11 protein-coding genes are annotated in these 12,393 nt (G+C 64.5%); 4 read left to right on the top strand and 7 right to left on the bottom strand.

Annotated features, from left to right (window positions below; translation table 11 throughout):
* The first annotated feature begins 218 nt into the window (after positions 1–218).
* The 3 genes from lspA to ispH all read left to right on the top strand — a co-directional run bounded on the left by lspA (position 219) and on the right by ispH (position 2,196).
* Positions 219–725, top strand: coding sequence for a signal peptidase II (lspA, locus tag DK254_RS14115; RefSeq protein WP_109934255.1), 507 nt, complete (start codon positions 219–221; stop codon positions 723–725).
* The gene (gene fkpB / locus DK254_RS14110) at positions 718–1,170 is read left to right on the top strand and encodes an FKBP-type peptidyl-prolyl cis-trans isomerase (RefSeq protein ID WP_109934254.1); all 453 of its coding nucleotides are present in this window, start codon (positions 718–720) and stop codon (positions 1,168–1,170) included. The genes lspA and fkpB overlap by 8 nt, the downstream gene beginning before the upstream one ends.
* Before the next feature lie 81 nt (positions 1,171–1,251).
* Positions 1,252–2,196 carry a 4-hydroxy-3-methylbut-2-enyl diphosphate reductase gene (gene ispH, locus DK254_RS14105; RefSeq protein WP_109934253.1) on the top strand — a complete coding sequence of 315 codons (945 nt, stop codon included), beginning with the start codon at positions 1,252–1,254 and terminating at the stop codon, positions 2,194–2,196.
* 232 nt (positions 2,197–2,428) lie between these two features.
* On the opposite strand, the gene DK254_RS14100 is transcribed toward ispH, so the two are convergent.
* The 7 genes from DK254_RS14100 to DK254_RS14070 form a co-directional block, all read right to left on the bottom strand.
* Positions 2,429–2,860: a type IV pilin protein gene (locus DK254_RS14100; protein WP_177412062.1), complete on the bottom strand. Its 432-nt coding sequence runs from the start codon at positions 2,858–2,860 to the stop codon at positions 2,429–2,431.
* Positions 2,861–2,871: 11 nt separating this feature from the next.
* On the bottom strand, positions 2,872–7,860 hold the full coding sequence (locus DK254_RS14095) for a PilC/PilY family type IV pilus protein (RefSeq protein ID WP_109934251.1): 4,989 nt from the start codon (positions 7,858–7,860) through the stop codon (positions 2,872–2,874).
* A 15-nt stretch (positions 7,861–7,875) separates the two neighbouring features.
* Positions 7,876–8,409, bottom strand: coding sequence for a PilX N-terminal domain-containing pilus assembly protein (locus DK254_RS14090; RefSeq protein WP_158546419.1), 534 nt, complete (start codon positions 8,407–8,409; stop codon positions 7,876–7,878).
* Positions 8,406–9,185: a PilW family protein gene (locus DK254_RS14085; protein WP_109934249.1), complete on the bottom strand. Its 780-nt coding sequence runs from the start codon at positions 9,183–9,185 to the stop codon at positions 8,406–8,408. Before DK254_RS14085 ends, DK254_RS14090 begins: the two co-directional genes overlap by 4 nt.
* Before the next feature lie 11 nt (positions 9,186–9,196).
* Entirely contained in the window at positions 9,197–9,751 is a 555-nt protein-coding gene (gene pilV, locus DK254_RS14080; RefSeq protein ID WP_109934248.1) for a type IV pilus modification protein PilV, read from the bottom strand.
* Complete coding sequence (locus DK254_RS34535; RefSeq protein ID WP_158546423.1) at positions 9,748–10,227, bottom strand: GspH/FimT family pseudopilin; 480 nt, start codon at positions 10,225–10,227, stop codon at positions 9,748–9,750. The genes pilV and DK254_RS34535 overlap by 4 nt, the downstream gene beginning before the upstream one ends.
* A gap of 149 nt (positions 10,228–10,376) precedes the next feature.
* Complete coding sequence (locus DK254_RS14070; protein ID WP_109934246.1) at positions 10,377–10,889, bottom strand: GspH/FimT family pseudopilin; 513 nt, start codon at positions 10,887–10,889, stop codon at positions 10,377–10,379.
* A 176-nt stretch (positions 10,890–11,065) separates the two neighbouring features.
* Here DK254_RS14070 and thiO point away from each other — a divergent pair, with 176 nt between their 5' ends.
* Complete coding sequence (gene thiO / locus DK254_RS14065) at positions 11,066–12,175, top strand: glycine oxidase ThiO (RefSeq protein WP_109934245.1); 1,110 nt, start codon at positions 11,066–11,068, stop codon at positions 12,173–12,175.
* Positions 12,176–12,393: the final 218 nt, after the last annotated feature.

Here is a 12,393-nt window from a genome sequence, read left to right as displayed (position 1 = left end):
AGCCTGTATTTGCGCAGGGCAAGGCGCGAGGAGAGAGGTTTGGTCGTCCAAATGAACGACGAGTAACGCAGGCCTGCGCAAATACAGGCCCGGCCCTTCGGGTTGCGCCGGAAATCGCGCCATGCTGCGTTGCCGGCCTTGATAAGGGAACGCCATTATCGGCAGCCAGCGCCTTGCCTGGCGCGATTTCCGGCGGCAACGCAAAGGAGAAATAGTCAATGGCGCGTCCTAACTTCGGCCGCCTCGGCTGGCTGTGGATAACCGTGCTGGTCCTGGTCCTCGACCAGGCCAGCAAGGCCTATTTCGAAGGCACGCTGAGCCTGTACCAGCAGATCGTGGTCATCCCCGACCTGTTCAGCTGGACCCTGGCCTACAACACCGGCGCGGCCTTCAGCTTCCTGGCCGACAGCTCGGGCTGGCAGCGCTGGCTGTTCGCCCTGATCGCCGTGGTGGTCAGCGCCGTGCTGCTGGTCTGGCTCAAGCGCCTGAAGCCCAGCGACACCTGGCTGGCCATCGCCCTGGCCCTGGTGCTGGGCGGCGCGCTGGGCAACCTGTACGACCGCATCGTGCTCGGCCACGTGATCGATTTCATCCTGGTGCACTGGCAGAACCGCTGGTACTTCCCGGCGTTCAACCTGGCCGACAGCGCCATCACCGTAGGCGCCATCATGCTGGCGCTGGACATGTTCAAGACGAAGAAATCCGGAGAGACCGCCCATGGCTGACAGTTCCAGTGATATCCAGCGCATCGGAGCGGATACCCAGGTCACCCTGCACTTCGCCCTCAAGCTGGAGGACGGCAACGTCGTCGACAGCACCTTCGACAAGCAGCCGGCCACCTTCAAGGTCGGCGACGGCAACCTGCTGCCCGGCTTCGAGCAGGCGCTGTTCGGCCTCAAGGCCGGCGACAAGCGTACCCTGGCCATCGAGCCGGAGCAGGGCTTCGGCCAGCCGAACCCGGCCAACGTGCAGGTCATGCCGCGCGAGCAGTTCCAGGACATGGAGCTGGCCGAGGGCCTGCTGGTGATCTTCAACGACGCCGCCAAGACCGAGCTGCCCGGCGTGGTCAAAAGCTTCGACGAGCAGCAGGTGACCATCGATTTCAACCACCCGCTGGCCGGCAAGAGCCTGACCTTCGAGGTGGAAATCATCGACGTAAGGGCGCTCTGAGGGCCCTTCGCAGGCGTAGGATGGGTATCGCGAAGCGATAGCCATCGCGCCATCCCCTCTGCGCGCCGAGACAGACCGACCATGCAAATCAAACTCGCCAACCCCCGCGGCTTCTGTGCCGGCGTCGACCGGGCGATCGAAATCGTCAACCGCGCCCTGGACGTGTTCGGCCCGCCGATCTACGTGCGCCACGAAGTGGTGCACAACAAGTTCGTGGTGGAGAACCTGCGCAACCGCGGCGCGGTGTTCGTCGAGGAACTCGACCAGGTGCCGGACGACACCATCGTCATCTTCAGCGCCCACGGCGTTTCCCAGGCTGTGCGCAAGGAAGCCGAGAACCGCGGCCTGAAGGTCTTCGACGCGACCTGCCCGCTGGTCACCAAGGTGCACATGGAAGTGGTGCGCTACAGCCGCGACGGCCAGGAGTGCATCCTCATCGGCCACGAAGGCCACCCCGAGGTGGAAGGCACCATGGGCCAGTACAACCGCGACAACGGCGGCGACATCTACCTGGTGGAAGACGAGGAAGACGTGGCCGCGCTGCAAGTGCGCAACCCCGAGGCCCTGCACTTCGTCACCCAGACCACCCTGTCGATGGACGACACCTCCAAGGTGATCGACGCCCTGCGCGCCAAGTTCCCGCACATCAAGGGCCCACGCAAGAACGACATCTGCTACGCCACCCAGAACCGCCAGGACGCGGTCAAGGAGCTCGCCGACCAGTGCGACCTGGTGCTGGTGGTGGGCAGCCCGAACAGCTCCAACTCCAACCGCCTGCGCGAGCTCGCCGAACGCATGGGCACCCCCGGCTACCTGATCGACGGCGCCGAGGACCTCAAGCGCGAATGGTTCGAAGGCAAGCAACGCATCGGCATCACCGCCGGCGCCTCCGCCCCGGAAGTGCTGGTGCGTGGGGTGATCGAGCAACTGCGCAAATGGGGCGCGGAACCCGAGGTGGAGCTGGATGGGCGGGAGGAGAACATCACGTTCTCGATGCCCAGGGAACTGCGGGTCAAGGCGGTCTGAACCCGTTCCTGCCAGGAGGCATCTTCCGCCACACCCTAGGAACCATGGCGCAGGATGGGTGGAGCGAAAGTAATACCCATCGCCATATTCGACCGAACGCCGGCCTTTGCCGGCGGAATCGCGGATAAATCCGCTCCTACGCTGTGTTCCGTCCCTTCCTGTAGGAGCGGACTCTGTCCTCGATTCGGCGGATAACGCCGTCGGCGTTATGCGCCCTACGTGCCGCAGCGCTTCACTTCCAGCAGTCGTTCACACTGGTGCTGCCGCTGACGCCGCGGGTGCCCATGGCATTGAGCGTCAGGTTGCCGCACTTGGTGTCCTTGGCCTGCGCGCCTTGCGGAGTTGCCGTGAGCAGGTAGCCACCGCTGTTGTTGGGGCTGCTGATGGTGAGGGTGTACTTGCCTGAATCCGAGGTCACGGTCGTGCCGCTGGTATTGCGCATGCCCAGCCTGGCGATGTTGGCCTGGGCGGTGACATACGCATTGTTCTGGGCGAAGTAGCGCTCCTGGCGCGCGGCCGCGTCATTCAGCAATGCCTGGCCCTCGCTGCGGTTGCCGCGCAGGACGTATTCCTGGTAGCTGGGGTAGGCGATGGCCGCCAGGATGCCGATGATGGCCACCACGATCATCATCTCGATCAGGGTGAAACCCGCTGTCTTCTTCACGTACTGGTTCCTCATTGCGGTGCCACGCGCCAGGTCTGGCGACCGGTGGACTCGGGGCCGAAGCTGATGTTCATCGGGGCGCCATCGGCGGTGAAGCGCGTATTGCCGGAAAGGGCCGCGCCACCGGCAGGGGTCTTGTAGCCGGAGACCACGTTGCTGGTGTCGCCGGAAACATAGGCGTCGCCCTGGTCCACCACGAAGTTCTGGCTGAAGTCGAAGATATTGAAGTCGGCGCGACCGCCGGTATAGGGGTCGAGACCGTATGACCAGCCTTCCACGCCGGCCTGGCAGACGTCCAGGCTGGGCGTGCGGGTGTTGATCAGCAGCGCCTGCCCGCGGGCGGCCATCTCGTCGACGATCCGCTCGCCCACCAGGCTGCCGCCGGTGACCTGGAGGTTCAGGTACCAGCCACTTTTCGTCGTCCAGTCCACGGTGTTCTGGCTGAGCAGGCGGATGTCGAAGGTGCTGGTCGTGTTACCGGCGAAGGTCGCACTGTTCACCTGGGACGAAATGGTCTGCCCTTGCAGGCTGGCCCGCGACAGGCTAGGCGTGCTGGTAGCTACTTCGCCCTTGGTCTGCTTGTCCCAGATGCCGTAGAGCGTCTGCAACTGGAACGGGCTGGTCTTGTCCACGGTGCCCAGGTAGCGGCCGGTACCGAAGATCACCAGGTAGCCGTTGGTGGAGGGATGGCGGACCAGCGACGGCGGTGCGGTGATCGGCTGGCGCACGCCGCCGGTACCGTCGGCATCCTTGGCCACGTACAGCGGGGTGCCGTTGAAGGACGTCTTGAATTTCGAGGCGGCAATGGTGGTGCTGGAGAACGGTGCGGTATTGGTAGCGCTGTTGTCTATCAGGTCGAAGCGCCACAGGTTGCCCTGCAGGTCGCCGGCATAGGCGTAGTCGATGATGCCATCGCTGTTGTTGTCGGCGCCGCGGATGCTGGACAGGCCGTTGGTGCCGCTGGCCCCCTGTGCCTCCAGTGTCTTGAGGACGGTGCCGGTCTTGATGTCCAGCACGTACATCACCGCCTTGCCGCTGCTGTTGTTGGCGCTGTTGTAGCCGTTGGGCAGCAGCACGCCCCATTGTCCGCTGTGCAGGCGGGCGACCACCGGGGTGGGGATGGTGAAGCCGAGGTTGCTCAGCGTCGTGTTGGTGCCGTCCTTGCTGCTGGTGTTGTCGTCGTCGAACTCCCAGAGCAGGGCGATGTTGTCAGGGTCGGTCACGTCCAGGGCGAAGGCGGACTTGCCGCCGGCGCCGAGGGTGCCCACCAGCACGGTATGCCAGGCGTCGTCGTAGTAGACGTCGCGCACGGTCAGGCTGCCGTCGACGAACCAGCGGTGCTGGGCGGCGGTGTAGTCCTTGCTGCTCAGGTACTGCAGGTTCGGGATGACGGCGCGGGGCACGAAGGCGAACTTCTCCGCGCCGGTGGCGCCGTCGAAGGCGTGCAGCATGCCGTCGTTGGCGCCGACGTAGACCTGGCTGCGGCGTTCCTTCTTGGCTTCGATGAAGTCGGCGTACTTCTGGTAGCCGCCATCGATGGCGCCTGCCAGATAGGCCAGGTACTGGGCGCCGGACACCACCACCGGGTTGGAGTTGATGATGTCGCCCAGCAGGGTGTTGCGCCGGCGGAAGCTGCTGCCCTCGCCGCTGCGGTCGCCCAGCACGTAGCCGAGCTGCGCGGAGGTCAGGGTGGTCTGCAGGTCGACGCCGTTGTAGGTCACGCCCGACAGGTTGCTGTAGGAGAGGGTGGTCAGGGCGCCGTTGCTGCCCTTGAACTTGATGTTGCGGGTGCTCGGGAACTGGTCCTTGGCGTGCCAGACCACGGTACGGGCGAAGGTGGCCGGGTTGATGGTCTCCTTGATCAGGTCGCCCGACCAGTCGTCCACCAGGAAGTTGGAGCGATAGACCGAGCGTGCGTCGCTGATCGAGGCACCGGGTTGCAGGCGCTCCACCGATGGGGTGGATACGGAGCTGTTGCGCTGGTAGATGTCGTTGAACGCCTTGTTCAACTGGTCCTTCAGCGTCAGGGCGTTGGTGACCAGGAAGTAGTTGTCCGGTACGCCGTTGCCGTCGGTGTCATTGTTGGTCGCGTTGGTGCCGTACTTGGCGGCGTACCACAATGGGTTCTCCAGGAAGGTGGCCGCCGGGGTGCCCGACAGGGTGAAGGTGCGCGAGGAACTGAGCCGGCTCAGGGTGCAGTCGTTGGGTTTGGTGGTCACGTTGCAGTAGTTGGGATCGCGACCATCGGGGGTATCCAGCTTGTAGGCGACGTTGTTGCCCTCCTGATCCTTGACCTCCAGGTAGATACCGTCCTTGGTGGTGCCGGAGATCACGTAGCCCATGTGCTGGTCGATGCCGCCGGCGGCGTATTCGGAGGTCATGTTGATGACCAGCTTGCCCTGGTCGTTGACCAGCAACTCGTACAGGGCGATGGCGTCCATGTCATGGTCGGCGCCTTGCTCCACGTCTTCGTAGTTGATGCGGAACTTGGCGTAGGGGCGGCCGCCGTTGAGGGTGGCATCGCAGTCGCTGACCAGGCTGGGCGTGCCGCCATTGCAGGCTGGCGAGGTATTGGCGAACTTCTCCACGTAGTAGTCGACGATCTGGTCGGTGGGCTGGAAGTTGCCATCCTTGTTGATACTGCTGCCGCCAACGGACTTGGCGAAGGGCACTACGGTCACCACGCTGGTGACGCCATTGCTGGTGACCGGGAACTTGATGGTCGGCAGGGGCGAGGCCAGCGCCACCGAGTAGGTCAGCAGGGCCTTGTCACCGCCGATCTTGTTGTTGGCGCCATAGCGCGCCACGGCAGCGGAGTAGTAGGTACCCTGCTTGCTTGGCTCTTCCGGCGCCAGGCCGCGGACCGTGGACAGGTTGCTGACGGTCTTGGCCGTGGGGGCGCTGTCGGCGACGCCGTTGGACTCGCCGATGAAGATGGACTTGCTGCCGCCCCCCTCGGCGGCCCAGATCTTGTCCGCTTCGGTGGAGACGTTCAGGCCCGCAAGGGACCCTGTGGAGGGCGCCGAAACGGCGGTGGACCATTTGCTGCCCGGCAGCTTGAAGTCATAGGACGGGTTGATGTCGCTGATGACCGTCATGGCCGGGACCGAGCACACGGGGTAGCCGTTGGGGTTGGCAGTCGACTTGTAGGGCGGGGTCCAGGTGCCGATCCGCGGAAGACCCAGCACGTCCCTGTCCTTGCTGGCGTCGTTACCATAATCGTAGGTGCTGGTAGGGCTGGTCTCGCCAGAGAAGTAGCGCATCGTCTCGTACATCATCTCGCCGATCGGGTTGCCCCACATGTAGCAGGTGTCATCCTGGGTGATCGGGCGCGTGGTGATCCAGCCACAACCGTAGGTATGGTCGCCGTAGTTGAAGTCGATGATGCGCAGTTTGTTGATGGTCGCCACGATGCCGTTGCTCACGCCGTCGGAGCCGCATACGTTGGTGCCGGCGAAGCAGTATTGCCCGGTGGTCGAGCTGTACTCCTTGGAGAAACTCTGCAACTGGCTGCGCAGCACGCCGCCGCTGATGTTCTTCTGGAACGAGCCGGTCAGCAGGCCGAAGTACATCTTGTTGGTGGCGCCGTAGTCGTGAAGGATGCCGGTCGGCTTGAAGCCGTTGCCGTAGGCGACGCAGTTGCTTTCGCGTAGGCCGGCGTTGTTGGTGCCGCTGGGGCAGACCGAGACCTTGACGTTCTTGTCGGTCATCTCGCTGGTGCCGGTGGCCGGGGTCTTCCAGTACAGGTAGAAGTTGGCGTCGCCGCCGTTTTCCTCGTGGCGGAACTTGAAACTATAGGTCGTGCCGGCAACCATGGGTACGCTGACGGTCGTACCGGCGCCACCCTGGCCAGACTTACCGTGGTCGCCATAGTAGGAGGCAATATAGGTGGCGCCGCCGACGGTCACCTGGAATTCCACGGCATCGTCGCCGTCGACCGAGAACTGGTAGGTACCCGTGAGGCCTGGGGTCAGCGAGCCGGTAATGAGGGTGTGGTAGCCGTCCTGGCCGCAGCTATGCTCAGAATAGGGGTTGGTAAAATTTTGGCCGGTGCTTATGTTGGTGAATGATGCAGCCCCCGTTCCACAACGGGTCGAGGTTTTGCTGTACGTGCTGCCGAATAGCTCATCCATCTGGTCCTTGTTGGTAGAGGTATAGCGGTCATCTTTCCAGGTGGTGAGTTGCAGGCCCGACATCTGGTCGGCGGGCACGATGGTCCAGTTGCCGCCACTGGGGCCGCCACTGGTGCAGTTGACCTCCGAGCCCGAACTGTTCACGCAGGTGCTGCCGGCTACCGGCCGCTCCTTCGACACCCAGTTCCAGATACGGAAGCTGGTGTTGGTCAGGGTGCGCAACTGCGGCACGCCGGTATCCTGGGTCAGCGATACCACGGCGAACAGGTGGCGGTAGCCGCCGGCCGCCGGCTGGCTCAGCGGGGTATAGTCGGAAATGCGGTAACCGTCGTAGGCCTCGCTCAGGTATTCCTTGCCCCAGGCGTGGTCGTCCTGGGGAACGTAGGAGCCTTGCAGCACGGTGGAGGTGGTGGTGTCCTCCACCCGGTAGCCGCCGTAGAGCACCTTGCGCAGGGCGTCCATGCGCGAGGTGGCCAGGTAGTTGAGGAAGTCGCCGCTCCAGTGCCCCGGGCACTTCTTGTCGGTGGTGGCGCTGACTGGGCTGAAGCGGCCGTCGCTGTAGTCGTAGCAGGCGAACGAGTTGAAGTAGCCGTAGTAGTCGATGCCACCGTGTTCCTTGTCCAGGTGCCCCTTGTAGCCCACGTCGAGGATGCCGTCGCCATTGAGGTCGGAGGCGTCGTTGTAGGCCTCGTAATACAGCTTGTGGTCACGCCCCATGACCAGCATGTTCAGGGGGGGCACCGAGTCGTTGACGAAGACCGGGGTGCGCGAGATGTCGATGTCTGCCCAGGCGCTGGCGCACGGGAGCAGGAGTGCGCAGAGCAGGCTGGCGCTGGCGTTGATCGCGGTTTGGCGGAGAGTCTTCATGTCAGTGCCTGGGGGTCAGTTGTTGTATACCCGGGCCACCACGGAACGCAGTGGGGCCTCGCGGTTGTTGCTGGCGGCACGGCTGTTCACTTCATAGAAGAAGGTGCCGTTGCCCAGCATCATCGAGCCGTACTCGGGGTTGATCGACTGGCCGCCGACGTTGCCGCTGGGTGCTGCGATCATGTAGCGACTGACACTGGTGGTCTGCGTGGAGGGGGTAACGCCATTGCCGGTGTAGCCCAGGGCGTCGGAGAAGTCCTGGGAATAGTCGTTGGGTGTCTTGTTCCAGATACAGGGCAGGTCATCGGCGGTGGTGTCCGCCGGGCAACGGTCGGGCGGTAGCAGCGACTCGCTGAGGCTTTCCTCGGTGTTGCGTAGCGCCGACTCGGAGCTGTTGAACAGGCGCTTCTCCTCGGCCACGCTGCCGGTGATGCGGGCCTCCAGGGCCGATTGGCGAACGCTGGAAATGGCCAGCACGGAGATGACCAGCAGGATGATCAGCGAGACGAACAGGATCGCGCCCTGCTGCGACTGGCGGGATGCATTCATGGCATGAGGTTCCTGAGGGTGATCGAGCCTTGGGCAATCTGGTAGAGCTGCCCGTTGTCGGTGCCGATGCCTGAGTCGGGGTAGCGGGCCTTCCATTGCGTCAGGGTGGCGCTGTCCATGCCCTGGCGGGCATTGACCGAACTCATCATCAGGGCTGCGTAGCGCACCGCCCGGATCGGCTGGGTGCCCGGATCGGTCGTATAGGTATCGACCTGGCGTTCATCGGTCTGGGGGCCGACGCCGTATTCGAACTGTATGTCGGCGACACCGCTCAGGATGGCCTCTGGATCATCTTCACCCGCCGCACACTTGAGATCATTGTCTTCAATGAAGAACCTTTCCATCACAGTCAGCGTGCTGGTGGTGTAGGGCTCGTCAGGAACGGTTCCGTCGGCGGGCTTCGTCCCCAGGCAATTGCGTTCGTCGGGATCGCGGGGTTCGTAACGGATGCAGATGCCGCTGTTGCTGGCCAGTGTGACAGTCTGGCCCTTGGCGAATGTGCATCCATCCGGGGCTCCATCGCTTGAACCTGCCGCCGGGAAACTGGTATCGAACGGACGGTCGGGCTGGCGCCGGTAGCCGGTCTTGCTCAGTTCCTGGTCGAGCAGCAGGAAGGTGTAGCGGCTGTTTTCCTGGTTCTCCGTCTGGGCCTGCTGGAAGACGAAGGTGTTCTTGTTGTCGATGAATATCTGCACTATCCCGATGATCAGGAAACTGCTGACGGTCAGGGCGACCATCAGCTCGATCAGGGACAGGCCTTGCTGGCGCTTCTGCATGCTGGTCCGCCTCAGATTTCCGCTCTTACCCGATAGCGGCAGATGGTCTTGTCGTCGCCACTGTCCGCCGCATCCAGGCATTCGCCGTTCTTCACCCGCCAGGCCACCTGGATTTCGATGGCGCGGCCTGCGTTTCCACAAGTGCCGGCGGTGTTCCCCGCCCGGCAGACGTGCACCTCGGCCGCAAGGCCTGCGGCACCGGGCAGGGTCTCCTGCACACGGGTCAGCCAGCAGTTGAGCTGCTTGGCGGGGTCGGCGTTGGCGGGCAGCGGCTGGCAGGTTCCCTCCTCGGGCGCCTCCGGGTAGCCGTCGCTGCCGGTGAAATATGCCGAGTTCGGGTTGAGGTTGCCGCTGGCGGTATAGACCTGGTCGCGATTGCTGCGCATGGTCTCCAGCATCTCGTTGGCGAGCATGGCGGCGCTGCTGCGCTGCACCGAATCTTGGGTGTACTGCACCGTGCGCCCCTGCATGGCGACCATGCCCAGCACGCCAATGCAGATCAGCAGCAGGGCGACCAGCACCTCGATCAGGCTGAAGCCGAGGGATTTCTTGCGAGTGTCATTCATGATCCGCAACTCCCAAGCGCTTCATTGTCTTCCGCCTGTCCCCGAGGCCACAGTCTTACCTGGCCGGTCAACTTGACGGTCAACTTATATCCAGTGGCTGTATCGCCGTCCTGGCAGATATAGATATCGGTATTGCTGGAAGCGGTACCGTTCGGGTGGAAGGTCACCGATACGGTCGCCGGCTCGATGCTGAGCGAACTCTGTTGATTATCCAGCCTGCGAAGGGTGGTGTTGCCCTGGCTGACCGCCCAGGCCCCGTCACTGGCTGCCGCGGTGATGTCGACATTGCGCGTCACCGCCTCGGCGCGGGCGTATTGCAGCAGGGAGGCGAGTTCGCTGGCGGCGCTCTGAGTCCGGTTGGTCTTGATCAGGTAGCTGAAACTGGGCAGCGCGATGGTGGCGAATATCACCAGCAGCGCTACCACGATCATCAACTCGATCAGCGTGAACCCCGCCATTTTCTGGGGGCGCGACATGGCGCATTCCTCCTGTTTGCCTTGAGGGAAATGCTGCCTATTTGTGTGTGAAATGTCCCTTTTTGTTGGATGGCCGATACAAATCGCGCGATGTCCGGTCATGCCCGGCGGTCATCTGTGACCTCGGTCGCAGAGCGGTTGTGTACTGGTCAGCGTGGGCAGAGGCTGGCGCTGGGGGCGCTTTCGGTGCGGATGCGGCCGCTGCGGTTGATCACGATCTGGTGGCTGGTGGCGTGCCGGGAGCAGACCTTCAGGTGGCCGGCGTGGAAGGCGCCGTTGGGACGGATGGCGTAGCCCTGGGGGCGGTAGTGGATGTAGTGGCGGGAGGTGCTGTCCGGGCGTATTTCCACGTCTTCCAGGGCCGGGTGCAGGCGCAGCGGGGGCTCGCCGGGTTGCGGCCGGCCGTCGTTGTCGTCGTCGTGGAACAGCGCCCAGCCTTTGGCCCAGTCGCCTTCGCGGGCCGCGACGCTGACCGGGCGGCCGGTGAAGACCGCGGTGTGCCGGGCATGGCTCAGGGCGCCGCGCAGGCTGTGCAGGGCGACCAGGCTGCGCTGGGACTGGAGCAGGTTGTCGAAGGCCGGTACGGCCAGGCTGGCGACCAGCCAGAGCAGGAGGATCGAGAGCAGTGCTTCCAGCAGGCTGAATCCGCGATTCTTTTGCATGGTGCCATCCCTGGCGCTATCCCACCGCCGCAGTATCGGGCCTTGGGCGCTCTGCCTGGGCCCAGGGTGTTGCGCGTCGCTTCCGGCGAAGGTGTAGGGCGCTTCGCTTTGGCGGGGTTGGTATAGTGGCGCGCCGGATGACCGTCCGGTTTCCTGTCGGTTCGAGGTGCAGCGGTATGTCGGATGTTCTGCTTGTCGGTGGTGGCGTTGTCGGGCTGTTGAGCGCCTGGACCCTGGGGCGCGAAGGGTTGCGGGTGACCCTCGTCGAGCGTGGCGAGACCGGGCGCGAGGCATCCTGGGCCGGCGGCGGCATCGTTTCCCCGCTCTACCCCTGGCGCTACAGCTGGGCGGTGGCGAACCTGGCGCACTGGTCGCAGGACTTCTACCCGGCGCTGGGCCGGCAACTCCTGGAAGACACCGGCGTCGACCCCGAGGTGCACGTCACCGGCCTCTACTGGCTGGACCTGGACGACCAGGCCGAGGCCCTGGCCTGGGCCCGCGCCAACGGCCGCCCGTTGCGGGAGGTGGATATCTCGGCGGTCCACGATACCGTTCCCGCGCTGGGGGCCGGTTTCCGGAAGGCGGTCCACATGCCGGGCGTGGCCAACGTGCGCAACCCGCGGTTGGCGCGTTCGCTGCGCGAGGCGTTGCGGCGCATGCCGAACGTCGAGGTGCGGGAAGGCTGCGAGGTCAGCGGCTTCATCCATGAGCAGGGTGCCATTCGCGGTGTGCGTTGCGCCGCCGGCGAACTGCGGGCCGAGACGACCGTGCTGGCGGCCGGCGCCTGGAGCGGCGAGCTGCTGGCCAGCCTGGGCCTGGAGCTGCCGGTGGCGCCGGTGAAGGGGCAGATGATCCTCTACAAGTGCGCGGCGGATTTTCTTTCCAGCATGGTGCTGGCCAAGGGGCGCTATGCCATTCCCCGGCGCGACGGCCATATCCTGGTGGGTAGCACCCTGGAGCACGCCGGGTTCGACAAGACGCCCACGGACGAGGCCCTGGCCAGCCTGCGCGCTTCCGCCGAGGAACTGCTGCCGGCGCTAGCCGGGCAAGCGCCGGTAGGGCACTGGGCGGGGCTGCGGCCGGGCTCGCCCGAGGGCGTTCCCTTCATCGGCCAGGTGCCGGGGCACGAGGGGCTGTGGCTGAACACCGGGCACTACCGCAACGGCCTGGTGCTGGCGCCGGCCTCCTGTCGACTGCTGACGGACCTGATGCTGAAGCGCGAGCCGATCATCGAGGCGCAGCCCTATGCACCGGAAGGGCGCCTGGTGGCCACGCCGCTGGCCTGAAGCGTGGAGTACGCCTTGCATCATGGGTGGGATTTGCGTAGGGCGAATAACCGTTCGCGGTTATCCGCCGTTTATCCCATGTGATAGCCAGTGCCCAGGTCAAGCTTGGAGCCGCCAGGGGTCAGCGCCCACGCCAAGGTCGAATCCCGAGCCGGCCGGGGAGCGAGGCTAGGCGGCGGATAACCGCGAACGGTTATCCGCCCTACGTTCCGCACGAG

The organism is Pseudomonas sp. RW407 (assembly GCF_003176655.1).
Taxonomy (GTDB): domain Bacteria; phylum Pseudomonadota; class Gammaproteobacteria; order Pseudomonadales; family Pseudomonadaceae; genus Pseudomonas; species Pseudomonas delhiensis.
This window is presented reverse-complemented; position numbering and strand designations above follow the sequence as displayed.